This is a genomic window from Pseudomonas sp. UBA5666, from assembly GCF_002420785.1.
Taxonomy (GTDB): domain Bacteria; phylum Pseudomonadota; class Gammaproteobacteria; order Pseudomonadales; family Pseudomonadaceae; genus Aquipseudomonas; species Aquipseudomonas fulva.
In genome coordinates, this window is the sequence record NZ_DIIQ01000038.1 from 1 (window position 1) to 24,488 (window position 24,488).

Annotated in this window: 21 protein-coding genes and 2 pseudogenes; 6 read left to right on the plus strand and 17 right to left on the minus strand. The window is 61.1% G+C overall.

The window, feature by feature from the left end; translation table 11 throughout:
- Positions 1–296 precede the first annotated feature (296 nt).
- Both B2Y33_RS16480 and B2Y33_RS16485 read right to left on the minus strand, forming a co-directional pair.
- A complete protein-coding gene (locus tag B2Y33_RS16480) occupies positions 297–1,688 on the minus strand; it encodes a sensor histidine kinase (protein WP_206406121.1) in 1,392 nt (463 codons plus the stop codon).
- Positions 1,666–2,346, minus strand: a complete 681-nt coding sequence (locus B2Y33_RS16485; RefSeq protein WP_027916476.1) for a response regulator transcription factor — start codon at positions 2,344–2,346, stop codon at positions 1,666–1,668. The genes B2Y33_RS16480 and B2Y33_RS16485 overlap by 23 nt, the downstream gene beginning before the upstream one ends.
- A 192-nt stretch (positions 2,347–2,538) precedes the next feature.
- Here B2Y33_RS16485 and B2Y33_RS16490 point away from each other — a divergent pair, with 192 nt between their 5' ends.
- The 3 genes from B2Y33_RS16490 (at position 2,539) to proP (ending at position 6,242) form a co-directional block, all read left to right on the plus strand.
- The gene (locus tag B2Y33_RS16490; protein ID WP_145131262.1) at positions 2,539–3,432 is read left to right on the plus strand and encodes a PA4780 family RIO1-like protein kinase; all 894 of its coding nucleotides are present in this window, start codon (positions 2,539–2,541) and stop codon (positions 3,430–3,432) included.
- Between the two features lie 170 nt (positions 3,433–3,602).
- Positions 3,603–4,577, plus strand: coding sequence for a porphobilinogen synthase (hemB, locus tag B2Y33_RS16495; RefSeq protein WP_027916474.1), 975 nt, complete (start codon positions 3,603–3,605; stop codon positions 4,575–4,577).
- A gap of 162 nt (positions 4,578–4,739) precedes the next feature.
- Entirely contained in the window at positions 4,740–6,242 is a 1,503-nt protein-coding gene (proP, locus tag B2Y33_RS16500; protein WP_027916473.1) for a glycine betaine/L-proline transporter ProP, read from the plus strand.
- On the opposite strand, the gene B2Y33_RS16505 is transcribed toward proP, so the two are convergent.
- The 7 genes from B2Y33_RS16505 to nspC form a co-directional block, all read right to left on the minus strand.
- A complete protein-coding gene (locus B2Y33_RS16505) occupies positions 6,243–6,944 on the minus strand; it encodes a YoaK family protein (protein ID WP_206406120.1) in 702 nt (233 codons plus the stop codon).
- A 15-nt stretch (positions 6,945–6,959) separates the two neighbouring features.
- The gene (locus B2Y33_RS16510; RefSeq protein WP_028687858.1) at positions 6,960–7,583 is read right to left on the minus strand and encodes a riboflavin synthase; all 624 of its coding nucleotides are present in this window, start codon (positions 7,581–7,583) and stop codon (positions 6,960–6,962) included.
- Between the two features lie 76 nt (positions 7,584–7,659).
- Positions 7,660–9,726, minus strand: coding sequence for a maltose alpha-D-glucosyltransferase (treS, locus tag B2Y33_RS16515; protein WP_132579161.1), 2,067 nt, complete (start codon positions 9,724–9,726; stop codon positions 7,660–7,662).
- A 110-nt stretch (positions 9,727–9,836) separates the two neighbouring features.
- On the minus strand, positions 9,837–10,685 hold the full coding sequence (locus B2Y33_RS16520) for a TIGR03915 family putative DNA repair protein (RefSeq protein WP_027916469.1): 849 nt from the start codon (positions 10,683–10,685) through the stop codon (positions 9,837–9,839).
- Entirely contained in the window at positions 10,676–11,896 is a 1,221-nt protein-coding gene (locus B2Y33_RS16525) for a putative DNA modification/repair radical SAM protein (RefSeq protein ID WP_023533877.1), read from the minus strand. The genes B2Y33_RS16520 and B2Y33_RS16525 overlap by 10 nt, the downstream gene beginning before the upstream one ends.
- Before the next feature lie 217 nt (positions 11,897–12,113).
- Positions 12,114–13,358 (minus strand): saccharopine dehydrogenase family protein, encoded by a 1,245-nt coding sequence (locus B2Y33_RS16530; protein ID WP_049696073.1) that lies wholly within the window; start codon positions 13,356–13,358, stop codon positions 12,114–12,116.
- Positions 13,359–13,391: 33 nt separating this feature from the next.
- Complete coding sequence (gene nspC / locus B2Y33_RS16535; protein ID WP_027916467.1) at positions 13,392–14,489, minus strand: carboxynorspermidine decarboxylase; 1,098 nt, start codon at positions 14,487–14,489, stop codon at positions 13,392–13,394.
- A 193-nt stretch (positions 14,490–14,682) separates the two neighbouring features.
- Here nspC and B2Y33_RS16540 point away from each other — a divergent pair, with 193 nt between their 5' ends.
- Positions 14,683–14,892 carry a DUF2945 domain-containing protein gene (locus B2Y33_RS16540; RefSeq protein ID WP_027916466.1) on the plus strand — a complete coding sequence of 70 codons (210 nt, stop codon included), beginning with the start codon at positions 14,683–14,685 and terminating at the stop codon, positions 14,890–14,892.
- A 138-nt stretch (positions 14,893–15,030) separates the two neighbouring features.
- Here the strand turns inward: B2Y33_RS16540 and B2Y33_RS16545 are convergent, their stop codons facing one another.
- The 4 genes from B2Y33_RS16545 to yghU form a co-directional block, all read right to left on the minus strand.
- Complete coding sequence (locus B2Y33_RS16545; protein ID WP_027916465.1) at positions 15,031–15,951, minus strand: pyridoxal-phosphate dependent enzyme; 921 nt, start codon at positions 15,949–15,951, stop codon at positions 15,031–15,033.
- The gene (locus B2Y33_RS16550) at positions 15,948–16,652 is read right to left on the minus strand and encodes a helix-turn-helix transcriptional regulator (RefSeq protein ID WP_373456139.1); all 705 of its coding nucleotides are present in this window, start codon (positions 16,650–16,652) and stop codon (positions 15,948–15,950) included. The genes B2Y33_RS16545 and B2Y33_RS16550 overlap by 4 nt, the downstream gene beginning before the upstream one ends.
- A gap of 51 nt (positions 16,653–16,703) precedes the next feature.
- The gene (locus B2Y33_RS16555) at positions 16,704–18,407 is read right to left on the minus strand and encodes an amidase (protein WP_206406119.1); all 1,704 of its coding nucleotides are present in this window, start codon (positions 18,405–18,407) and stop codon (positions 16,704–16,706) included.
- Between the two features lie 252 nt (positions 18,408–18,659).
- The gene (yghU, locus tag B2Y33_RS16560; RefSeq protein WP_049696072.1) at positions 18,660–19,499 is read right to left on the minus strand and encodes a glutathione-dependent disulfide-bond oxidoreductase; all 840 of its coding nucleotides are present in this window, start codon (positions 19,497–19,499) and stop codon (positions 18,660–18,662) included.
- Positions 19,500–19,688: 189 nt separating this feature from the next.
- Here yghU and B2Y33_RS16565 point away from each other — a divergent pair, with 189 nt between their 5' ends.
- Positions 19,689–20,732 carry an alpha/beta hydrolase family protein gene (locus B2Y33_RS16565; RefSeq protein WP_206406118.1) on the plus strand — a complete coding sequence of 348 codons (1,044 nt, stop codon included), beginning with the start codon at positions 19,689–19,691 and terminating at the stop codon, positions 20,730–20,732.
- On the opposite strand, the gene B2Y33_RS16570 is transcribed toward B2Y33_RS16565, so the two are convergent.
- From B2Y33_RS16570 to B2Y33_RS16580, 3 genes and pseudogenes are all read right to left on the minus strand, one after another.
- Complete coding sequence (locus tag B2Y33_RS16570) at positions 20,714–22,300, minus strand: ABC-F family ATPase (protein ID WP_088523792.1); 1,587 nt, start codon at positions 22,298–22,300, stop codon at positions 20,714–20,716. The two genes, B2Y33_RS16565 and B2Y33_RS16570, sit on opposite strands and share 19 nt — an antisense overlap.
- 32 nt (positions 22,301–22,332) lie before the next feature.
- Positions 22,333–22,647, minus strand: a pseudogene (locus B2Y33_RS23090) (integrase).
- Positions 22,648–22,690: 43 nt separating this feature from the next.
- Positions 22,691–23,043, minus strand: a pseudogene (locus tag B2Y33_RS16580) (SAM-dependent methyltransferase); the annotation flags it as partial.
- A gap of 273 nt (positions 23,044–23,316) precedes the next feature.
- On the opposite strand from B2Y33_RS16580, the gene B2Y33_RS16585 reads away from it, so the two are divergent.
- Positions 23,317–23,787 (plus strand): lysozyme inhibitor LprI family protein, encoded by a 471-nt coding sequence (locus B2Y33_RS16585; RefSeq protein WP_028687862.1) that lies wholly within the window; start codon positions 23,317–23,319, stop codon positions 23,785–23,787.
- A gap of 417 nt (positions 23,788–24,204) precedes the next feature.
- Here the strand turns inward: B2Y33_RS16585 and B2Y33_RS16590 are convergent, their stop codons facing one another.
- A complete protein-coding gene (locus tag B2Y33_RS16590) occupies positions 24,205–24,468 on the minus strand; it encodes a hypothetical protein (protein WP_241195015.1) in 264 nt (87 codons plus the stop codon).
- Positions 24,469–24,488: the final 20 nt, after the last annotated feature.

Consider the following 24,488-nt stretch of genomic DNA (forward strand, 5'->3'; position numbering starts at 1 on the left):
AGAGCAAGAGCAAGAGCAAGATCAAGATCAACAGTAAGCCGTTAAACTCTCCTTAGTGGAGCCATCTGGGTACGCGTAATAGTTATATTCGGAACAGTGGTCACGATATCTGCTGGGTATCTAGCAACTTGTAGGAGCGGCCTAGTGCCGCGATGGGCCGCAAAGCGGCCCTAAAAGACTCAAACACGAAATAGGAACTTTTGGATTTACTGCGCGGGTCCCCGCGCCGGTCCAGCGCCCCCTACAAGTCCGCTCCATGCCCGCACCACCGCAACGATTGCCAGCCCTGCACCGGCTTACTTAACCAAGCCCGCAAGAGGACAATGCAACACCAGCTTCGCCCCTCCCAGCCGACTTTCACCGATCTCCAAACCAAACCCATGCAAGTCCACGATCGCCGCCACGATGGACAGACCCAAGCCGAAGCCCACATGCCGATGCCCCTCGTCGCTGCGATAGAACCGCTTGAGCACCGCAGTACGCTCCTGTTCCGCAATGCCAGGTCCCGTGTCTTCCACAGCCAAGTGCACGCCCGTGTCATCTTGGGAGGCTGCGATCTGTACCTGTCCTCCTTCAGGCGTAAACTTGATGGCGTTGCCCACCAGGTTGGCCAGCGCCTCGAACAACAGCTCGCGGTCGCCATGCAGCGCTGCCAGCTGCCCTGGTTGATGCAAGGTCAATTGGATGCCACCGTCCTCCGCCAATGGCAGGTAGAAATCGTGAAGTTCCACCAACAGGTCATGTGGGTCCAGCTGCGTGAACCCTGCACGACGCTGGCGATCTTCCAATTCGCTGATCCGCAACAGCCCGCGAAAACGGGCCATTAGCGTATCGGTTTCACCAATGGCTTGGTCCAGCGCCTCCGCCTGGGCGGTATCGGCATCGCTTTGCTGGCGTATCCGGTACAGCTGCGCGCGCAGCCGCGTCAGCGGCGTACGCAGGTCGTGGGCGATGTTATCGCACACACCCTTGACCTCGTGCATCAGGCGCTCGATGCGGTCGAGCATGGCGTTGACGATGGCAGCCAGCATGTCCAACTCATCGCGCCGTGCCGACAGCGGCAAGCGATGGGTCAGGTCGCCCGCCACGATCAGTTCGGCCTGGGCCTGTACCGCACGGATGCGCTTGAGCGGCCTGCGCCTGAGCAGGTACCAACCTGCAAAACCCGGGATCAGCGTCAACGAGATGCCCCACAGCAAGGCGTCGAGGATGATACGTGTGACGACGAACAACGAGCCGTTGTCCCGGAACAACACCAACCAACGGCCATCCTGCACCTTGATCGCCACCGCATCGCAGCTATGGCGCGGCATGTTCGGATCGTCGGCATTCAGGCAGCGCTTGAGCTCGTGAATCTTGCCGTCCAGTGCCAGCTCAGGGGGCAGGGTACGCACACTGCCGCCCAACGGGTTGAGTTGCGCGTCGAACAGGCCATAGGCATCGAAACTGCGTTCTTCGAACGCCTGGCTGGCGATCAGGGCGTCGTCCAGTTGCTTGCCGCTCATGTGCGCGAACAGGTGTTGGCGCTGCAGCATCGAATGCCGGGTGAGTTTGTTCAGGTAGCTGGAAACCTCGAAGTACAGCACCCCCATGAGGATGCTGCTCCAGGCCACGAACAGAAAACTGTAAAGCGCCAGCAGCCGGCTCGTGGACGAACTCCAGCCCTTAGACGGGTTCAGCAATGGCATAACCGGAGCCCCGTACGGTACGGATCAACGGCGACTGGCCAGGCAGGTCGATCTTCTTGCGCAGGCGGCCGATGTGCACGTCAATGAGGTTGGTGCCTGGATCGAAGTGATACCCCCAGACTTCCTCGAAGATCATCATCCGCGTGATGACCTGACCGCTGTGACGCATCAGGTATTCGAGCAGTTTGTACTCGGTGGGGAGCAAATTGAGCGTGTGCTCGCCGCGCCGGGCTTCATGGGTGATGAGGTCCAGCTCCAGGTCGGCCACCTGCAGCTTAGTCTGCGTCATGGGCACACTGTTGCGGCGCAGCAAGACTTCGACGCGCGCTGCCATCTCGTCCGAGGCGAACGGCTTGGTCAAGTAGTCGTCGCCGCCTGCACGCAGGCCCCGCACCCGTTCATCCACGTCCGACAGCGCGCTGATCATCAGAATGGGCGTGGCGATCTTGAGATTGCGTAGGGTGGTGACGATGGTCAGCCCGTCCACCTCCGGCAACATGCGATCAAGGGTGATCAGGTCATAACCACCGGCGATGGCCTTGGCCAGGCCCTCGCGGCCATTGTCGGCCCAGTCAACGTCCAAGCCATGGCTGTTGAGTTCAGCGACGATTTCCTGACCGGTGACGGCGTCGTCTTCGATGGTGAGTACGCGAGGCATGCGGGTTCCCGGGCATCCAGATGAAAGCCTGATTGTGCCAAAGAACGGCCAGCAGGCGATTTAAGAATAATTCATCTGGCGCCTGTTGCATTGCTTTGCTTGTTTATCGGCTTGCGTGGCACATGGGCAAGCAAGTACGACTCGGCTGTGAGAGGATAGGCCGCATCACAGCCAGGACCCGAACACAGCCTGATGAAGACACCCAAGAGAATCGAACCCCTGATTGAGGACGGCCTGGTCGACGAGGTACTGAGGCCGTTGATGAGTGGCAAGGAGGCCGCCGTGTACGTGGTGCGCTGTGGCAACCAGGTACGCTGCGCCAAAGTGTACAAGGAAGCCAACAAGCGCAGCTTCCGCCAGGCGGCCGAGTATCAGGAAGGGCGCAAGGTGCGAAACAGCCGTCAGGCCCGGGCCATGGCCAAGGGTAGCAAGTACGGGCGCAAGGAGGCCGAGGATGCCTGGCAGAACGCCGAGGTGGCCGCGCTCTTCCGGCTGGCCGGGGCAGGCGTCAGGGTACCCAAGCCCTACGACTTCCAGGATGGCGTGCTGCTCATGGAGCTGGTGACCGATGCCGATGGCAATGCTGCGCCCCGGCTGAACGATGTTCACCTCGAGGCGGACCAGGCGCGGGACTATCACCGGTTCGTGATCAGCCAGATCGTACTGATGCTCTGCTCGGGGCTCGTCCATGGCGACCTCTCGGAGTTCAACGTACTGCTGGGCCCGGACGGGCCGGTGATCATCGACTTGCCTCAGGCAGTGGACGCTGCGGCCAACAACCATGCGTTCAGCATGCTGCAGCGCGATGTGTCGAACATGGCGCACTATTTCGGACGCTTTGCACCTGAGCTGAAAGCCACCCGTTATGCGCAGGAAATGTGGGCCCTGTACGAAGCCGGCGAATTGCGTCCCGACAGCCCGCTCACGGGGTTGTTCGCTGAAGATGAGCAGGCAGCGGACGTGGCGGGGGTCATGCGCGAGATCGATGCCGCCCGGCTGGACGATGCCCGCCGCCGTGAAGCGCGAGCCGAGGCCGAGCAGGCGCAACCCCAGGCTCAAGAGCCTCCGCCGCCCTGGCTGCGCTGACACATCCAACCTGCCGGTGCGGGCGCACGCCATACATCAGGCTGCGCTGGCCAGGTTTTGGCCCGCGCGACGGTCATTGCCTTTGACGCAAGACAATATCTCGTCATTTGGCCTTTCCAGTGTCGCGGCTCGGGCTTAAGGTATAAGCCGTTCATCTTTCTGGAGCTGTCATGTCCACTCTTTTCCCGTCCGTCCGTCCCCGCCGTCTGCGCAAGAGTCAAGCGCTGCGCAGCGTTTTTCAGGAGACCGAGTTCCGCCTCGATGATCTGATCTTGCCGATCTTCGTGGAGGAGGGTATCGATGACTTCGTGCCGATCAAGAGCATGCCTGGGGTCAATCGCATCCCCGAGAAGCTGTTGGCGCAGGAGATCGAGCGTTACGCCCGTGCTGGCATTCGTTCGGTGATGACCTTCGGGGTCTCCCACCATCTGGACGCCGTGGGCAGCGACACCTGGAATGAAAACGGCCTGGTCGCGCGCATGTCGCGGATCTGCAAGGATGCGGTGCCGGAAATGGTCGTGATGTCCGATACCTGCTTTTGCGAATATACCAGCCACGGCCACTGTGGCGTGCTGCATGACCACGGCGTGGACAACGACGCCACCTTGGCCAACCTCGGCAAGCAGGCCGTGATTGCCGCCGCGGCAGGTGCTGATTTCATCGCGCCCTCGGCGGCCATGGACGGGCAGGTCCAGGCAATTCGCAGTGCGCTGGACGGCGCAGGCTTCCATGACACGGCGATCATGGCCTACTCCACCAAGTTTGCCTCTTCCTTGTATGGGCCTTTCCGCGAAGCGGGCGGTACGGCGCTCAAGGGCGACCGCAAGAGCTACCAGATGAACCCCATGAATCGCCGCGAAGCGGTGCGCGAATCACTGCTCGACGAGCAGGAGGGCGCCGACGTACTCATGGTCAAGCCGGCGGGTGCCTATCTGGATGTGATTGCCGACATTCGTAACGCCTCGCGCCTGCCATTGGCGGCCTACCAAGTCAGTGGCGAGTACGCCATGATCAAGTTCGGTGGACTGGCTGGTGCCATCGATGAGGGCCGCGTCATGCGCGAGAGCATTGGGGCGATCAAGCGTGCGGGCGCCGACTTGATCCTGACCTACTTTGCCATGGACCTGGCGCTGGAAGGTATTTGAAAACGTGGTCATTGGGGCTGCGCAGCAGCCCCAATGACCCAGCGCCCCAAAAGCTCGCATCCCTCTTTAAGCCTGCGTTTCACAAAAAAACGCTAAGCGCTGAATTATTTAGTGTCCCTTTGTATCTGATCCCTTAGAGCAGTCACCGTCAGGGATAAATAAATGAAATCTCGCAAGAAAAGGGTTCAGCCGATTGGCCTGAAGGACATCACCATCGTCGATGACGCCAAGATGCGCAAGGCCATTACCGCCGCTGCGCTGGGCAATGCGATGGAGTGGTTCGACTTCGGCGTCTATGGCTTCGTCGCCTATGCCCTGGGCAAAGTGTTCTTCCCCAATGCCGACCCCAGCGTTCAAATGATTGCCGCGCTGGCCACTTTCTCCGTGCCGTTCCTGATCCGACCACTGGGTGGTTTGTTCTTCGGCGCGCTCGGCGACCGTTTCGGGCGACAGAAGATTCTCGCCGCCACCATCGTCATCATGTCCTTGAGCACATTCGCCATTGGCCTGATACCGTCCTATGCCAGTATAGGCATATGGGCGCCGATTCTGCTGTTGCTGGCCAAGATGGCCCAGGGCTTCTCGGTAGGGGGGGAGTACACCGGCGCTTCGATTTTCGTGGCCGAGTATGCGCCTGACCGCAAGCGTGGTTTCCTGGGCAGCTGGTTGGACTTCGGCTCCATCGCCGGCTTCGTACTGGGCGCCGGCGTGGTGGTGATGATCTCCACCGTATTGGGTGAGGAGAAATTCCTCGAGTGGGGCTGGCGCCTGCCGTTCTTCCTGGCCTTGCCACTGGGTATGATCGGCTTGTACCTGCGTCATGCGCTGGAGGAAACCCCAGCCTTCCAGCAGCATGTCGACAAACTGGAGCAAGGTGACCGTGAAGGCCTGGCTTCCGGGCCCAAGGTGTCGTTCAAGGAAGTGGCGACCAAGCACTGGCGTAGCCTGATCACCTGCATCGGCGTGGTGATCGCGACGAACGTCACGTACTACATGCTGCTGACGTACATGCCCAGCTACCTGTCCCACAACCTGCATTACAGCGAAGATCACGGTGTACTGATCATCATCGCGATCATGGTGGGCATGCTGTTCGTGCAGCCGATAATCGGCCTTCTGAGTGACAAGTTTGGCCGTCGGCCCTTCATCATTCTGGGCAGCGTCGGCCTGTTTGCGGCGGCGATTCCTGCCTTCATGCTGATCAACAGCGGCGTGCTGGGCTTGATCTTCGCAGGCCTGCTGCTGATGGCCGTGCTGCTCAACTTCTTCATCGGTGTGATGGCTTCGACCCTGCCAGCGATGTTCCCGACGCATATCCGCTACAGCGCCCTGGCCAGTGCTTTCAACATTTCGGTGCTGATTGCAGGCCTTACCCCGACCCTGGCCGCCTGGCTGGTGGAAAGCTCCGGCAACCTGTACATGCCGGCGTACTACCTGATGGTGATTGCCGTGATCGGTTTCATCACCGGCGTGACCATGAAGGAAACGGCCAACAAGCCGTTGCGTGGCGCGGCGCCAGCAGCCTCCGACATCGACGAGGCGCGCGAGCTGCTTCAGGAGCACCACGACAATATCGAGCAGAAAATCGAAGACATCGATACCCAGATTGCTGAACTGGAGGCCAAGCGCAAGCTGCTGGTGCAGCAGCATCCCCGTATCGACTGATCAGCGAGGCATGTAGCCTCGCTGCCAGGCACGAGGAATGAGCAGCGACACCAGGGTCAGCAGGCAGGTCAAGAGGCAACTGCCGACCATAGCCTGAAGACCCAGGTGTTTCTGCAACCCAGCGCCACAGGCTGCCCCCAGTAACATGCCCAACCACGGCACCAGTTGCACCCGCCAGCCATGACGGCGAGCGCCCAGCATCCAGTGGCCCAGGCCACGACCAAAGCGCGAAAGGGCACCGGTAACGTAGGTCAGGCCAATCGGCAGACCGTTGACCTGTTCAACCACTGCATTGATCATCCCCATCGCCAATGTGGCGGCCAACAAAGGTACTGAGGTATTCGGCGCGGGCGTCATCCCCGCAAACCCGAGCAGCACCGCTACCACCAGCAACACTGGCCAAGCACGGCGCCGGCATGAGTGTGCCAGCACCACCCCCAGGGTATTGCCGGCCACGAAGCCCAACAGCGCACCTGCCAGGCGCAGTATCATCGGGCCATCGAGGTCATTGATGGCGACGGCAAGGCGGGTGGTGTTGCCGCTCATGAACGATACGAAATCGCCCAAGGCCAACAGACCGATGGCATCGGTCATCCCTGCCAGTACCGACAGGCCGGCCACCAGCCCCAACCCTACGCGGCCTCGTAACCTGTGGACACGATGGCGCTTGGAGGTAGGTGTGGCCGTGGTGGCTGGCAGCATGTGCAGTCCTCGGGTCTACCGTTGCTCGCGGGCCAGGGTGTTACGAATGGTGCGCTCCACGACATCGACCAGCACCATGGTGTGGTGATCGACTTCGATATTGAGCAGGTCGCCTTTCTGATAACGGGTGAACGTGGTCTGGCGCAGGGTTTCTGGAATGAGGTTGATGGTGACCACGTTGTCGTCGATGTCGGCGACGGTAAGGCTGCAGCCATTGACGCCAATAAAGCCACGGGCAAAGACGTACTTGGCCCATTCGGGCGGCATGCGGAACTTGATGTATGCACCGGCGTCGGCGATGGAGATGTCGACGATGTCTGCAGTGGTGGCGATGTGGCCAGCCATGAGGTGGCCGCCCACCTCCGCATTCATTTTTGCCGAGCGCTCGATGTTCACCCCTTGGCCGGGCTGCAGGTTTCGCAGGTTGGTGCGTTCCAGCGTTGCCGTCATGGCGTCGAAGCGCACCTGCGTGCCTTCGATTTCGGTGACCGACAGGCAAGTGCCTTCAACGCTGACACTGGCACCGATCTTCAGATCGTCGAGCAGTGCCGGGGTGAGGTCGATGGTGAACTGGTTGTGGCCAGGGTGACGGGCGATATCAAGCAGAGGGCGGACGGCCTGGACGATGCCGGTGTACATTGCGTTGCTCCTGGGCACAGGTAAGTTGACTTGCGCAAACTATGCCCAGGCGCTTGCAAATGCAAGTCACAGCACCTCAGACGTGGCCACTGCTGTTGACGATGCGCAGGCATAGCGCTTCGTAAGGGTCCAGGTTGACCATCAACCGCCCGTCCTCGGTCAAATCGCCTTCGACCGTTTCGTTGATCATGTCCACCACAGGGCCTGGTGTGAAACCGGTCAGTTGCAGTTCTTCACTGATCTCGTCCTGGCTGAAGTTCAGGGCGGTTATCTGGGTACCGCGCCCTGCAGGCAGTTCGTGAACCATCACCAGCAGGCCAGGCGAAGTCACATCCGGCACCAGCAGTTGCCGGCTAGTGGCGATGCCATACGCCTGGCGAACCGCGAGCAGCTTCTTGACCTTACTGGCGAACGAGTCACTGCGCTCCAGTTGTTCATCAAGGCTGCCGTACAACGCGCGCGCACGCGGCATGCCCCGCACTGAGGTGTGCGCATCTGGGTCAAGACCTGCCAGGTCATAACCGCCGCGATGAATCCAGCGAGTGTCGCCGTCGGTCATTCGCTCAGCCACCGCTTCGCCAGGCAAGGGCAGGGCGCCCACCAGGTCCCAGCCGGATATGGCCACCACCCCGGGCTGCATGGCGTTGTACATCACCAGCAGCAAATGCAGCTTCTGTATCGATTCGACCTGCTCGGGGGTGATGTCGTCAAGCTCACGGATTCCCAGGGCGGCGGTGATCAAGCTGGCCGTGGTGCAGGAGATGCCATTGGTGACGAACCGCAGGTTGTAAGGTGCATGTTCGCCGGACAGGCGCTCGTAGATCTCCTCGCGGATATGCTCGCGCAGGATGCTGCCTGGCAAGGTCTGGCCCTTGTACAGGTACATGTCATGCGCATGCAGTGTCCAGAAATGCACCAGCTCGACCGTCAACTCGTCATGGTTTTGCAAGGCATGGATCAGCGAGGCCGGGTCGATGCCGAAGGCGTGCATTTCCTTGAACATCAAGCGCAGGAATTCGGTGTCGCCGGTCAGCAGCGCGTGCTGATAGGCCGGTCGGGTAATGAAGTCGTAGGACAGGTCGGCACCGCCGCTGGACATCTGGGCGATGTCATCGAGGGTGAGGTTCAACTCCTGGAAGCTGAACCCTCCTGCCTTGCGGATCATGCCACCGATCAACTGGTTACCAACCAGCGACAAGGGATGGCTTTCCGACCAGGCGGTGCCGCTGGCCCGGGTTTCGACGCCAAGGAAACCGTTGGCATCCAGACGCAAGCCACGTGCGCCCAGGCAGTCCAGGGCGTGCAGGGCATCGCCGATGATCATCTGCTGCGCCGTGAACGTCGGGTCTAGCCAGTTCAGGGAGGGTTGACCGTCCTTGAAATAATGCAGGTAAACCCAGCGGCGGGTTTTGCCATCCACGCCCGTGATCGGCGCCGTGGCACTCCAGTCAGTCTCTTTGACGCCTGGCTCGAAGAAGATCACCCGTTGCAGCTGGCCGACGATATAGTGGCGGGCCTTGAGCTCGTCGCACTGAGCTGGGAGCAGGTTGACCGAATCGCGGCCCTCGGGCACGTCAGGTAGCAGCCCCCAGTCCTCTTCACGGATTTCGACCATGTGATAGAGGCCAGGGTAGGGCGCCAGCGCCAGCTCGGCCAGACGGAAGTCGGCGCCTTTGCCAGTGTGCGAAGGGATCAGGTCATCGATGGTCACGGCATTGTGGGCAGCGGCCATGCGGCTCATCTGCACCAGTTCCTGCTCGGTACCGTAAAGCGGGTCGATGTCGAAGCTGATACGGTCGAAGTTGCCGTCTACACTCGGCGTAACCTCGCGTCCGCTGATGCCGCCGGAACGCTTGATCGGCCCGGTGTGCACCCCTTGAATACCAATGTCTGACAGACGCTTCCATAGCGCTTCATGGGCCAAGGCACCCAGCACTGAGCATCCATCCGGCGCGATGATCGCATCGGGGTAGACCGTGAGCCAGACGGAGGCGATTTCTGTCGCACGGCGCGGCTGTGCCTGGGCGTAGGGCTGTTGCCACAGGCGCGCTTGCCCGGAGTACAGGCTGGCCCGCTCCTGGGATGCCTTTAGCATGGAGCGTTCTTCAAGCCATTTGACGTATGACGGGTCGGGTTGGGTCATCTCGCGTCCTCTTTGCGTGTCGGCACCGGCTCAGGTTAAGACGGCAGGGCACGCGGAACGTTCGGCTCGAGACAGGGTTTGTCGCAGACGCTTTGGTTGCCTGCTGGCAGTCAACCTTCCCGGGAGGACTTGTTGATCTGCTTGCCAGCTTGGGCCGCTACTTCCACGGCCTGGCCGTCACGCTGCTTGCCTTGGCGCGCCAGGCCCTCCAGTTGAGGGATGAGCATCCCTTCTGGCAAATGGCGCCAGAACCGGCCAGGCATATGCAAGCGCAAGGCATTCGGATTCAGGCGGGCGGGGTTGAAGGTATGGCGGTAGTAGGTACGCCACAACTCGGCGCCAGGGTCTTCTGCGTGCTGCGCCCATTGCTGCCAGAGCTCCGGGCAGCGGCGTTGATAGTCGAAATGGCGGCCGTCATAGCGGATGCCATCGCGCGGCGTTGCGATCAGCCACCGCAGCCGTCCCAGTCTGTCGGCAAAATGGGGGCTGGCGCTTTGCAGAATGTCGTGAGCAGGTTCGTGAAAAGCGACCAGGTCCAATTGCAAGTGCTCGACCAGCGCTTCAGGTAGCGGCACGAACCGCAAGAACGCATGCAGATGATGGGCTTCACGGCTGACTTGCTTGATGCGTCGATGCAGCTCGCTGCCCAGCCGATCACCGGCCAGCATCGCCGTGCGGTCGCCGTGGGCGACCCGCCACAGCACGTCGTACAACAGGTTCCACCGCTGCTCGCCGTGATAGCGTGCCGCTTCTTCCAGTTGACCGAGCAAGGCCGCTGGCACCTTTGCCCGAAACGGGCCCGTACCCGCCGGCAGCGTGGTGGTGTCCGCCAGCATGTCGGTCATGGGCCCCTGCGACCAGGTGACTTGCGATGGATCGATGCCATGGCTCAGCAAGGACCTGGCTTGCTCACGCCAGATCCCGAACAGGTCATCGCAATCGAGCGCAATCACCCCCAGAGCCCCATTTGAACCGGTGCCTGTGGCTCGCGCAGGCGGGCACGCAGCAGGCTGCTGCGTAGGTCGGCCTGGGCTGGGCGGTAATCGCTGGTCACGATAAAGGGCCGCGCCTTGTCGAGCACGCAGCGCAGCTGAATCAGGTCGTCATAGCGGATACGCCGCTCGCGACGCAAGGCGACCAGGCGCTGCACACTGCGCAGGCCTATCCCTGGAATGCGAGCGAGGAGAGCGGGCTCTGCGCGGTTCACATCCAGCGGGAACACTTCGCGATTGGCCAGTGCCCATGCCAGCTTGGGATCGATATCCAACGCCAGGTTGCCGGTCTGGCCCAACAGCTCGCCGGCTTTATAACCGTATCCACGCAAGAGGAAATCGGCCTGGTACAAGCGGTGTTCACGCAGCAGAGGCGGGGCGGCCAGTGGCACGCTGCCCGGGCTGTCGGGGATAGGGCTGAAGGCTGAGTAGTAGACGCGTTTGAGGCCGTACCCCTGGTACAGCGATTCGGCATTGCGCAGCAATGTGCTGTCGTCGGTACTGTCGGCCCCGACAATAACCTGGGTGCTTTGGCCGGCAGGGGTAAAGCGCGGAGCGCGAGGCTCGTTGGCCACCGCTTGCTGCCCCTGATGAATCACGCCCATGGCTTGACGAATGGTCGACGCTTGTTTTTCCGGTGCCAGGCGCTTGAGGCTGTCGTCGGTGGGCAGCTCGATGTTGACGCTCAAGCGATCGGCCAGGCGGCCTGCTTCTTCGATCAACAGCGGATCGGCGTCCGGAATGGTCTTGAGGTGGATATAGCCACGGAAGTTATGTTCTTCGCGCAGCAATCGCGCCACTCTGATCAGCTGCTCCATGGTGTAGTCGGCAGAGCGAATGATGCCCGAGCTCAGGAACAGGCCACTGATGCAGTTGCGCCGGTAGAAGTCCAAGGTCAGGCGTACCACTTCTTCGGGGCTGAACCGTGCGCGAGGCACATTGCTCGAACGTCGGTTGACGCAATACTGGCAGTCGTACAGGCAAAAGTTGGTAAGCAGAATTTTCAGCAGAGACACGCAGCGACCATCGGGTGTATAGCTGTGGCAAATGCCCATGCCGTTGGTAGCGCCCAAACCATTGCCACCACGCGAGCTGCGTTTTGGCGCACCACTACTGGCGCACGATGCATCGTATTTGGCGGCATCGGCAAGAATGCCCAGTTTGGCGATCAGTTGCATGACTCTTACCTGTCGTACTGAGTATTCATACAGTATTGAGGGCCAGGGTCAATTGCAAGGGTTGAACGCCGCGCGGCGGGGTATCCGAGCAAATTCGTGGGTTATCCGATGAATGGTTGGACAGCGGACGGCTGAGGGATTTAAGTAGTTACCAAAGATTCAGTGTGGGCTGATCGATAACGGAAGAGGGCGCCTCAACGGCGCCCTCTGGGGTGAATCAGGCTTCAGCGTCCCACGGACGGTCACCTTTTTCATCCTTCACCCGGGTTGGCAAGCCCATCATGTCCAGCGCCTTGAGGAACGGCTCGGCGGGCAGCTCCTCGACGTTGACCATGCGCTTGGCATCCCACTCGCCGCGGGCGACCAGCAAGGCAGCGGCGACCGGTGGCACGCCCGCAGTGTAGGAAATGCCCTGGCTGTCCGTTTCAGCGTACGCCTCTTCGTGGTCGGCCACGTTGTAGATGAACACTTCACGGGGCTGCCCGTCCTTGGTGCCTTTGACCAGGTCACCGATGCAGGTCTTGCCGGTGTAGCCGGGCGCCAGGGACGCAGGATCAGGCAGCACGGCCTTGACCACTTTAAGCGGTACCACTTCCAGGCCTTCTGCGGTCTTGACTGGCTGCTCGCTGAGCAGGCCCAGGTTTTTCAGGACCGTGAATACATTGATGTAATGCTCGCCGAAACTCATCCAGAATCGGACGTTGGGTACGTTCAGGTTCTTGGAGATGGAGTGCACTTCATCGTGACCGGTGAGGTACAGGTTTTGCGAACCCACCACGGGCAGGTCATCGGTACGCTTGACTTCGAACATGGTGTTGCTGGTCCACTGGCTGTTCTGCCAGCTCCACACCTGCCCGGTGAACTCGCGGAAATTGATTTCCGGGTCGAAGTTGGTGGCAAAGTACTTGCCATGCGAGCCTGCATTGACGTCGAGAATGTCGATAGAATCAATGTGGTCGAAATACTGCTGCTGCGCCAGTTTGGCGTAGCTGTTGACCACACCCGGGTCGAAACCGACGCCGAGAATGGCCGTGATGTTCTTGGCCTGGCACTCTTCGAGGTGTTTCCACTCGTAGTTTCCGTACCATGGCGGGGTTTCACAGATCTTGCCCGGCTCCTCGTGGATAGCGGTATCCAGGTAGGCGACGCCGGTATCGATGCACGCACGCAGCACCGACATGTTCAGGAACGCGGAGCCGACATTGATCACGATTTGCGATTCGGTCTCGCGGATCAATGCTTTAGTTGCCTCGACGTCGAGGGCATTGAGCGAAAAGGCCTGAATGTCGGCGGGTACCTTGAGGCTACCCTTGGCCTTGACGCTGTCGATGATGGCCTGGCATTTGGAGATGTTCCGTGACGCGATGGCAATACGACCCAGTTCGTCGTTATGCTGCGCGCACTTGTGGGCCACCACCTTGGCGACACCTCCTGCACCAATGATAAGAACGTTCTTCTTCAATTTACCTGTTGCTCCTTACAGACGAGGCCTGTCTTACGACAGGCTGGAAACGTAGTCTTCGAAACCGAACTCGCGTACCACCTCGACGCTGCCGTCGAGTTGCTTGACCACGATGGATGGCATCTTCAAACCGTTGAACCAGTTTTTCTTGACCATGGTGTAACCCGCAGCATCCACGAAGGACAGGCGGTCGCCGATCGCCAGCGGGCGTTCGAACTGGTATTCACCGAAAATATCGCCGGCCAGGCAAGACTTGCCGCATACCATGTAGGTGTGCTCGCCGTCGTTGGGCGCCATCTTGGCGTTGAGGCGGTAGATCAGCAGGTCGAGCATGTGCGCTTCGATCGAGCTGTCGACCACGGCCAGGTGCTTACCGTTGTACAGCGTGTCCAGCACAGTCACTTCCAGCGAAGCGCTCTGGGTGATCGCGGCTTCACCTGGCTCCAGGTAGACCTGCACGCCATAGGTCTGCGAGAACGCCTTCAGGCGCGCGCAGAAATCGTCCAGTGCATAGCCTTCGCCGGTGAAGTGGATGCCGCCGCCCAGGCTTACCCATTTCACTTTGTGCAGCAGGTGGCCGAAACGTTCCTCGATACGGGACAGCATCTGATCGAACAAGGCGAAGTCGCCGTTCTCGCAGTTGTTGTGGAACATGAAGCCTGATACCTGATCGATCACGGTCTCGATCTTGGCCGGGTCCCATTCCCCCAGGCGGCTGAACGGGCGCGCCGGGTCGGCCAGCTGATAGTCCGAGCTGCTGACCTGGGGGTTGACGCGCAAACCCCGGACCTTGCCTTCGGACTGCTCGGCGAAGCGTTGCAGCTGGCCGATGGAGTTGAAGATGATCTTGTCGCAGTTCTCGAGCATCTCCTGGACCTCGTCGTCGGCCCACGCCACGCTATAGGCGTGGGTTTCACCGGCGAACTTCTGGCGGCCGAGCTTGAGCTCGTACAGCGAAGACGACGTGGTGCCGTCCATGTACTGCTGCATCAGGTCGAACACCGACCAAGTGGCGAAGCACTTGAGCGCCAGCAGCGCTTTGGCACCCGAGTGTTCGCGCACATAGGCGATCTTCTGCATGTTGCTCAGCAGCTTGGTCTTGTCGATGAGGTAGTACGGCGTATTGATCATTTAGAGGCCCTCGGCAAGGCCGGCCAAAAAAAGGACACGCATTGTGCCTTCACTCGCCGCAGATCGAAAGGGTGCAATTGCATTTCGTCCGGGCAGCGTTGCCGTGACTGAATCTTTTTGCGTTCGGCGTGCTCAGTAGAACAACGACAGATGACACTCTCAATCTTCCCACGCAGGGTGCAAGGAGAAATCGATGAGCAATGCCTTCAAGAAAGGTGACAAGGTGCACTGGAACTCAGAGGCCGGCGTCATACATGGCACCGTCGAGAAAGTGCATACCCAGGATGTCGAATTCATGGGGCGTCAGCGCCATTGCTCAAAGGAGGAGCCACAGTACGAGGTCAAGAGCGACAAGACCGGGCACATGGCCATGCACAAAGAGCAGGCATTGAAGAAGGGCTGAGAACACAGGTTATTGCGTTGGTGCTCAGTTGCCCGTGTGTATCACGGGCTTTTTTATAAGCCGTTTCGTCAGGTGCACTTTGCAGCCGGTGACGCAAGGAGCGGGTTCAGGGCCGCTCCCCGCACCCGCAGGCTGGTTTCATGCCTCGAGCGCTGCCCGCCACGCCTGGATCTGCGCCAAGGTTGCCGTGGCGCCCCCGCACACGACCACCAGTACATTGCGGTAGCTTGCCAGTGCGCTGGCGTCATACCCCACCGCCAAAGCGGCGCCGCAGGCCGGCTCGACCAGCAGACGGTGATCCAGCAAAAAGCGCTCGCACGCCTCCAGGGCCTGCCGGTCACTGACCAGCAGGCTTTGCACGGGATGTTCTTGGGTGCAGAGAAACGCGTGTTCGGCTACCTGTTTCGCGCCCAGCGTGGTGGCAATCGTATCCAGCCGCTCCAACGTCACCAATTCGCCGGCTTCGATGGCGGCATGCAGGGAGGCTGCGCCCTGGGTTTCCACGGCCAGGACCGGCACATCGGCCCAACCATTGCGCTGTAGCCCCTGCACGACGCCGCTCAGCAAACCGCCGCCGCCCACGGAAAGCACGACGGCATCGGGCTTGATGCCGGCTTCTGCCACCTCGTCGACCAGGCTGGCATGGCCTTCCCACAGCAGCGGATCGTCGAACGGGTGAATGAACGCGGCATCGTCGCCCATCAGGCTCAGCGCCAACGCATTGGCCTCCTGCCAGGACTGCCCGTGGACGATGACCTCCGCGTCTTCAAGGCGCAGCAATTGCTGGGCGCGCGCGGTGGTGGTCTCGGGCACGACAACGGTCACGGGAAGGCCGAGCTTGCGCCCGACATAGGCGACAGCGAGCCCGGCATTGCCGCCTGACGACGACACGAACCGTTTAGCGCCGCGGCCGTGGTGGAACTCACAGGCGTGGGCGACGCCGCGCAGCTTGAAGGAGCCGCAGGGCTGCAATGCTTCGAGCTTGAGCCAGACTGTGCAATCGGCAGCCAGCGACAGTGGGCGTGATTCGATAAGGGGGGTAGGGATGTGCAAGGTCACTGGGAGGCTCCGCGCAAATGTTCGAGGTAGTTGTAGACGGTGTACCGGGTCACGCCGAGGGCGTTGGCCGCTTTCTCGACGCCGCCCTTTACGATGAACAGCCCGCGTTCCTGCATCACGCGCACCGCTTCGATCTTGGCTTGCCTGGTCATGCGGCCTTGGCCGGTGCCATGCAGGGCCGCCTGGATGATCTCGGTCATCAGCGCCTCCATGTCGGCGGGCTCCGCCAGCGCGGGCGCGGTGCCCATGGGCGCGAAGCTTTGTAAAAAGCCCATGGCAGCCTCCAGGCCCGTGACATCGGTGTTGATGCACAGGCTGGCGAAGGGGTGGCCAGCGCTGTCGCGAAAGATCGCGGTAGCGCTGCGCAGCGTGCGGCCCTTGATGGCGGTCGGGTAGTCGGGCAGTACGACAGGCCCGCAGCCTTGCTGATCAGCCGCGGCCTTGAGCAACGCTTTCAGGCCTTGATCCTGCTCCGGTACAGCCAGGATAGGGCTTCCCACCTGCCGGCCGGAGAGGTGGCCATTGACGATGGCAACGACGGACCGTTCGGGATGGTCCAGGTCGTGAAGCAGGATTTCGGTGTTTTGTGTGACAACGCTGCCCAAGGCCTCAATGGAGGCTTTGAGCACGCTCAAGGTTAAGCGGCGTTCATCTTCGGGTAAGAGGGCCATGCGAACTCTTCGAATCAACAGTTTGTGCATATTTACACATAACGTTGATTTTCGCGAGATGCCTGGCGCTCTGTTGTGCCGTCAGCCCAAGGGCGGGGTGCGGGGTGGAATCATCCGCCGTGAACCGGTGGCTTCGAACGCTGCGGCAAAGCTCAACAGTGCAGTGTCACTGTAGGCCCGCCCCGCGAAGGTCAGGCCTACCGGCATACCGATGTCGCTCATCACGCCCATGGGCACGGTGACCGTGGGCACGCCCAGGTGGCGTATGGCCAGGTTCCCGTTGGCCACCCACACGCCATTGCTCCAGGCAATGTCGGCCGATGTCGGGTTCACATCGGCGTCGGCCGGCCCGACGTCGGCCACGGTGGGGAACAACACGGCATCGAGCCCAAGCGCTTGCATCCAGTCTTCCAGGTCGATCTTGCGAGTCTGTTCAAGGCCACGCAGACCGTCAGGCAGGGTCTCGATCTGATCCCAGGTCTTCAGGCCGCGCTTGGCCATGTTGACGTACTCATCCATGCCGGCGGCCAGATCATCCTCACGGTTGGGCAGGGTGCCAGGGTCGTGTGGGAAAATTCGTGGACCGTCCACATCCGCCAGCCGGTTGAGATTCGGGTCGTCATTGGCGCGCAGGAAGTCGTCGAACGCCCAGCCGGAGAGCTCCCACAGCTCATCGTGCAGGAATGCCTTGCTGACGATGCCCCGGTTGTAGACGGTCGGCGCGCCCGGCCGGTCGCCTTCACAGTTGGAGACCAGCGGGAAGTCGACTTCCACAACCTGGGCACCGGCCTTTTCCAGGGCTTGGCGAGCTTGCTGCCACAGCGTCATGACGCTTGCCCGCGTCTGGATGCGCTGGCCGGTAGGGCCGCCAATGCCCGGTTTTTCCGACGTGCCCGCGTGCTCGTCGGCGTTGATGTACATGCGCGGTACGCCGAATCGCTTGCCTTGCAGGGCGGCGGTGCCTGCTGCCAGGTCCAGGTAGCTGGTCGGGCGGACCTGCGAGGGTTTCGGGATCGAGACCCAGGGCTGCAGCCGCCATAGGTCACCCCGGGTATCGGGATCATCGCCCACGACCACGTCGAGAATTTCCAGCAGGTCATGCATGGTGCGGGCGAACGGCACGACCACATCCATCGTCGGCGTGAGGGGCCAGTTACCCCTGACCGAAATGATCCCGCGTGAAGGGGTGTAGGCGCACAGCCCGTTGTTCGACGCAGGGCCTCGGCCGCTGGACCAGGTTTCCTCGGCCAGGCCGAAGGCGCTGAAGCTCGCAGCTGTCGCGGTACCGGCACCGTTAGAGGAGCCCGAAGCGAAGGGCGCGGTCAGGTACGCCGCATTGTAGGGGCTCTCGGCGCGACCATAGACGCCGCGCTGCATGCCACCGTTGGCCATGGGCGGCATGTTGGTCTTGCCCAGGCAGATGGCCCCGGCTCCGCGCAGCCGTTCGATGGTGAAGGCGTCGCGCTGGGCTATCAGGTGCTTGAAGGCTGGGCTACCGGACGCTGCGGTCAGGCCTTTTACCAAATAGCTGTCCTTGGCGGTGTAGGGTATGCCGTCCAAGGGCCCAAGCACCTCGCCACGGGCCCGGCGGGCGTCCGAGGCCTCGGCTTCGGCAAGTGCATCGGGATTGCGCACTACCACGGCGTTGAGGGCGGTGTCGGTGCCGGCGCCATCGTAGGCGTCCATGCGGGCCAGGTAGGCCTTGACCAGTTCGACCGCCGTCGTGCGGCCCGCCTCGAGCGCGCTGCGCAACTCGGCGATGGAAACCTCGGTTACCTCGATCATGCGTTCACCAGAAAATGCAGGTTGAGCTAATGCGGTAATGCTGTTCATCTGAGATCGTTGGGACCGCGATGGGCCGCGCAGCGGCCCTAAGTGAACAGCATTAGGCTAATGCGGGGAGTGTACAAGAAGGTTAAAGCGTACGCAGGTGTGCGCAGGAGCAAACGGGTGCGTGCAAGGGGGCATTGAATGGGGGCACCTCATTGACACCTGGGCGGCCCCGCCAGCAGGGCCGCCCGAGGATCAGCAGGCCGTTCAGTCCAGATCCGCTGCCGAATGCCGCTCCGGTACCTGGCTGGCTTCATCACCCCAGGTCCGGTTCACGCGCGTGCCGCGTTGCACGGCGGGACGTGCAGCGATCGCCTGGGCCCAGCGCTGAACGTTGGGGTATTCGTGAACTGCGAGAAACTCTGCAGCGTTGTAGAGGTTGCCCAGCACAAGCTGGCCGTACCATGACCACACCGCTATATCAGCGATGCTGTAATGACCGCCGGCAAGGTAGGTGGTTTCGCCCAAACGGCGGTCGAGCACGTCCAGCTGCCGCTTGGCTTCCATGGTGAAGCGATTGATCGCGTACTCGATTTTTTCCGGCGCATACACGTAGAAATGCCCAAACCCACCACCCAAGTACGGCGCCGCGCCCATTTGCCAGAACAGCCAGTTCAGGGCTTCGGTGCGTTCGGCTGCAGTTTGCGGGAGCAGGGCATCGAACTTCTCGGCCAGGTACAGCAGGATGGACCCCGATTCGAATACCCGCACCGGCGGCTCGACGCTGCGGTCAACCAATGCGGGAATCTTGGAGTTTGGATTGACCTGCACGAAGCCGCTGGAGAACTGGTCACCTTCGCCGATACGGATCAGCCAGGCATCGTATTCAGCGCCGGCATGGCCGAGTTCCAGCAGCTCTTCCAGGGCGATGGTGACCTTGACGCCATTGGGTGTAGCCAAGGAATAAAGCTGCAGCGGTTGCTCGCCCACTGGCAGGTCCTTGTCATGGGTAGGCCCGGCGACCGGCCGGTTGATACTGGCGAAGTGGCCACCAGAGGCCGCTTCGTTGCGCCATACCTTCGGGGGTTGGTAAGCGGGTGTGCTCATGCTCGGCTCTCCACGATTGCGAATGATCGACGACGTCTGATTGACCTGCCTATATGCCACGGGTTCGATGGCGGGCACAAACACAAAACGGATCAGCCCTGGCGCGGCCGATGTTTCATCGGTTTTTCATTTTTGACGCAAGGGCAGCGATTAAGCTCAACCTATCCAGCGGCCATGCGCAGAGCCCCCATGATCCTTCTTCGTTGCTTGCTGGCACTGGCCATGGTCGTTGGCTCGATGGGCGCAGCCAATGCTTCGCCCTGGGTAGCCGGCTTGCATCATATGATGCTGACCGACCCGGTAGACAGCCGACCCATGCAAGCCTTGGCGTTCTATCCTGCCGAGGGGCATGCTCGGGCCAGCCACATCGACGGTTACGCGCTGGAGGTGGCTGAAGAGGTGCCTGTGGCCCAGGGGCGTTTTCCGTTGCTCGTGCTTTCGCATGGCAACACCGGTAGCCCCCTGGCCTTGCACTACCTGGCAACGTCACTGGCCAGGCAAGGGTATGTGGTGGTCGCTGTGGTCCACCCAGGCGACAATGCCCGCGACCCCAGCCGGTTGGGCACCCTGAGCAATCTGTACGGTCGGCCACTGCAAGTCAGCGCCGCCATCACCGCTGCGCGCAGCGATGCGCTGCTTGGGCCTCGGCTGAACGGTGGGAAAGTCGGATTGATCGGTTATTCGGCCGGCGGCGAAACCGCCTTGATCCTGGCCGGCGCGCGCCCTGACCTTGACCGCCTGCGTGCATATTGCCTCGAGCGACCCGATGATCACGACGCCTGCAAAACCCACGGTGTGTTGATTGCCGACCGCAGCGAACTGTCACCCCAGGCAGATTCCCGCGTCGGGGCGGTGATGCTGATGGCGCCGCTGAGCCTGCTGTTCGGACGCCACGCCTTGGTCGATGTGCACCTACCGGTGCTCATCTACAGTGGCGACAAGGACCAGCTCGTCGCCGTCGATCGCAACGCCCAAGCCCTGGCCCGCAAGTTGCCCGTCACACCTGACTACCGCCTGCTGGCAGGCGCTGGTCATTTCGTGTTCATGGCGCGCTGTAACGCCGAGCAGGCTTTGCGCATGCCGGCGCTGTGCAAGGATGCCGAGGGGGTGGACCGCCGGCACATCCATCGTTCGCTGCAACGCGAGACGGCTGCGTTCTTCGAGCAGACGCTCGAGGCCCCGCAGCCTGAAAAGCGCTCAGTGAATACGCTGAATCAAGCCACCACGCCCTGACTGCGCAGGTATTCGTCGTAGGTGCCGCTGAAGTCCACCACGCCGTCGGCTGACAGCTCGATGATGCGGGTCGCAAGCGAGGAGACGAATTCGCGGTCGTGGCTGACGAAGAGCAGGGTGCCTGGGTAGTTTTCCAGCGCCAGGTTCAACGCCTCGATCGATTCCATGTCCAGGTGGTTGGTCGGCTCATCCATCACCAGCACGTTGGGCTTTTGCAGAATCAGCTTGCCGAACAGCATGCGGCCCTGTTCGCCACCGGAGATGACCTTGACCGACTTGAGGATCTCATCGTTGGAGAACAGCATGCGCCCCAGCGTGCCGCGGATCACCTGCTCACCCGATGTCCACTGGCCCATCCAGTCGAACAGGGTCATGTCGTCTTCGAAATCATGGGCGTGGTCCTGGGCGTAGTAGCCCACTTCCGCGCTGTCGGTCCATTTGACTTCGCCCTTGTCCGGGGTCATCTCGCCTACGAGCGTACGCAGCAAGGTGGTCTTGCCGATGCCGTTGGGCCCGATGATCGCGACGCGCTCTCCGGCTTCGACGGTGAAACCGAGGTCCTTGAACAGCACCTTGTCGTCGAAGGCCTTGGCCATTTTCTCGACCGTCACAGCCTGGCGGTGCAGTTTCTTGGTCTGCTCGAAGCGGATGAACGGGCTGACCCGGCTCGACGGCTTGACCTCGGCCAGCTGGATCTTGTCGATCTGCTTGGCCCGCGAGGTGGCTTGCTTGGCCTTGGAGGCGTTGGCCGAGAAGCGGCTGACGAAGGTCTGCAGTTCAGCAATCTGGGCTTTCTTCTTGGCGTTGTCCGACAGCAGCTGCTCGCGGGCCTGGGTGGCGGCGGTCATGTACTCATCGTAGTTGCCGGGGAACAGGCGCAGCTCACCGTAGTCCAGGTCAGCCATGTGGGTGCACACGCTGTTGAGGAAGTGGCGGTCGTGGGAAATGATCACCATGGTGCTGTTACGCGCGGTGAGCACGGTTTCCAGCCAGCGGATGGTGTTGATGTCCAGGTGGTTGGTCGGCTCGTCGAGCAGCAGTACGTCCGGGTCCGAGAACAGGGCCTGGGCCAGCAGCACACGCAGCTTCCAGCCCGGCGCTACTTCGCTCATTGGGCCGAAATGCTGCTCCAGCGGAATGCCCAGGCCCAGCAGCAATTCGCCTGCGCGCGACTCGGCGGTGTAGCCGTCCATTTCGGCGAACTCGGTTTCCAGCTCGGCGACAGCCATGCCGTCTTCTTCGGACATTTCAGGCAGCGAATAGATACGATCACGCTCGGCCTTGACCTTCCAGAGATGGCCGTGGCCCATGATCACGGTATCGATCACGGTGAATGCTTCGTAGGCGAACTGGTCCTGGCGCAGCTTGCCCAGGCGCGTATTGGGCTCGAGCATCACTTGGCCGCCAGAAGGCTCCAGGTCGCCGCCCAGGATCTTCATGAAGGTCGACTTGCCGCAGCCATTGGCGCCGATCAGGCCATAGCGGTTGCCATTGTTGAATTTGACCGAAACGTTTTCGAACAGCGGCTTGGAGCCGAATTGCATGGTGATGTTTGCTGTGGAGATCAAGTGCTTGTCCTGCGGGGGTTCCAGAGGTGTATTTAGGCCCTCTCGTCAGTTCTGGGCCAATTTTGGGCCATTTCGACTCGGGGCGGCAGCTTCTCCAGCTCCCTCCAGTCCAAGGAGGAGCTGATCCATTTCGCGTAGGTAGAGAGCTACATCTCGACGCTGTAGCCGAGCTGGCTCGCGATGAACGCGGGGTTCATCCCAGACATCAGGCACATGGTTGCGTAGGTGTGGCGGGTGTCGTACTGACGGCGTTCACGGATGTTCAGCGCCTTCAGCGCCGATTTGAAGTGGCGGATTGTAACACTTGGCTCGTTGATCCACAGCCCACCTTTGCTAGGTTGGAACACGAAGGGACTGGTTGGTGCTGACCAGCACTTGGGCTTCGTTTCACTTGAAGATCAGGATTCCCTCAGGTTCCAGTACACGGAAACGCTCGGCAAAGCCTTGGGGGATATCCTCCCGCCATTCACTGGTGAGCACTCTGTACATTGCCCGCATCCAGCGAGCCACGTCGGCCCGGGTCAGATGCGGCGGATCGAACACGACCAAGCGCAAAGCGGCGTCCCCAAGGGCAGACTCCGAAAGTCCATCAGCACATCTGGCTCAACCTTCAGTATCCGGCTGTCGCATCGCTGGTTTTCGTCGTCGCGGATGTCGCCGAACAGGGCGCGCTGGTCTTCCTTGTCGAACCACATCATGCGGCGGGCACTGCATGTGTCGAGCACTTCAACCGCTGCGCTCATCGCGGCCCCCTGCAAATCAGGTAGGCCATGTACATCAGGGCTAGGGTCATAGAAGGTGTCCTCCGGCATACCGCAGGGCGTCACGATCTTGTCGAAGCTAATCGCGCGCTTTGATCAGGCCTTGATTGCGGTTGAAATGTTGCGGTGCTCCAACTCGAGGGTAATGGCAACGCATATAATGCGTCAGGATCACCTCGCCCGGCTTCTGGCCGAGCCAAACCCGCCTGGAACGGCATCACGCCGGCCGGGCTATGACTCAGGGAAATGAGACCAATGAAGACCGTTATCAAGGCCGGTATCGCTGGCGCGGTGCTGGCAGTAGTGGGCGCAGCCCACGCCGAGCTGCACGGGGAAGAAGCAGAGATTGCAGCACGGGATGCAGCGGTGCGTCAGTACGCGGCGAAGCTTGAGGCCGATTGGCAGCAGTGCTTGAGAAAGCCGGAGACCAAAACCACGCAGGATTCAGCTCATTGCGCATATGAAATGCGGGAGGCGGCCAAGGACGCGGTGGAAGAGAAGTACCAGAAGGCCCTGGCCACCGCAAAGGGGTATGTCGATGAAGGCTCGCTCCCGAAAAATGTACCGGCCATGATGCCCCAGGCGCAGGCAGCGTGGGAGAAGTTCGTAGAGGCAGATTGCGACGTGGTAGGTGCTCTCGTCACTGGGACCGCGAGTTCTACCTATCAGATAGTGTGCGAGTACAAGCACCAGATACAACGTCTCCACGACTTGGACGAATGGTGATTTTGATGGTGTTTGATAGGCGCAGGTCGTCGTAGTCGGGGCAGTCGCTCGATTTCGAAGCTTCGATGATTTCTCCCAAAGATCTCATGGCTTGACTCCAGCGGCCAGGGCCTTAGCCTCCAGTGAGGCGTACGCCACGCCATCCAACGCGCTGCCTCGTGGTATTTGGCGGGGTTCTGCCACTGGCCCACGTCCTTGACGATCTGCCTCAGCAGCCAGCCTTCTGCTTCGATCCGGTCGGTCATGTCTAGCCCCAGTAGCCAAGGTCTTCGTCAATAGCATCATGCGGATGCCAGGCGCCGAACGTCTTATGCAGAGAGTCGGCCATCTTCCAACTAGCACACCCTAGGCGGCTACGCATGTATGTGTAGGCTTTGACGTTCCCTATGAAAGCCTTCAAGAAATCTCGAATTTTCCTCACAACTCATACCTCTCATCAATCCAGCGCCCAGGCGCCAGAGCAGGTGGAGGTTCGGGTTGGGTTTCGTGCTGGGAGAGCTGGCGCTGATTGCTGGCCTGCTGCTGGCTGTCGGAAATGCAGCTGATGCCGCCGAAGTGTCCGCCGTAGAATACGTAGCAGGTAACGCCGCGCTCCTCGTCGTGCACACAATTGCCGCCCCTGTCGATGTTCCCGAATGCCTCGACATGAAAGGTTTGCCCGGCGCTTGCGCCTGTGGCCATGTAGTGGTCAACTCATCCCG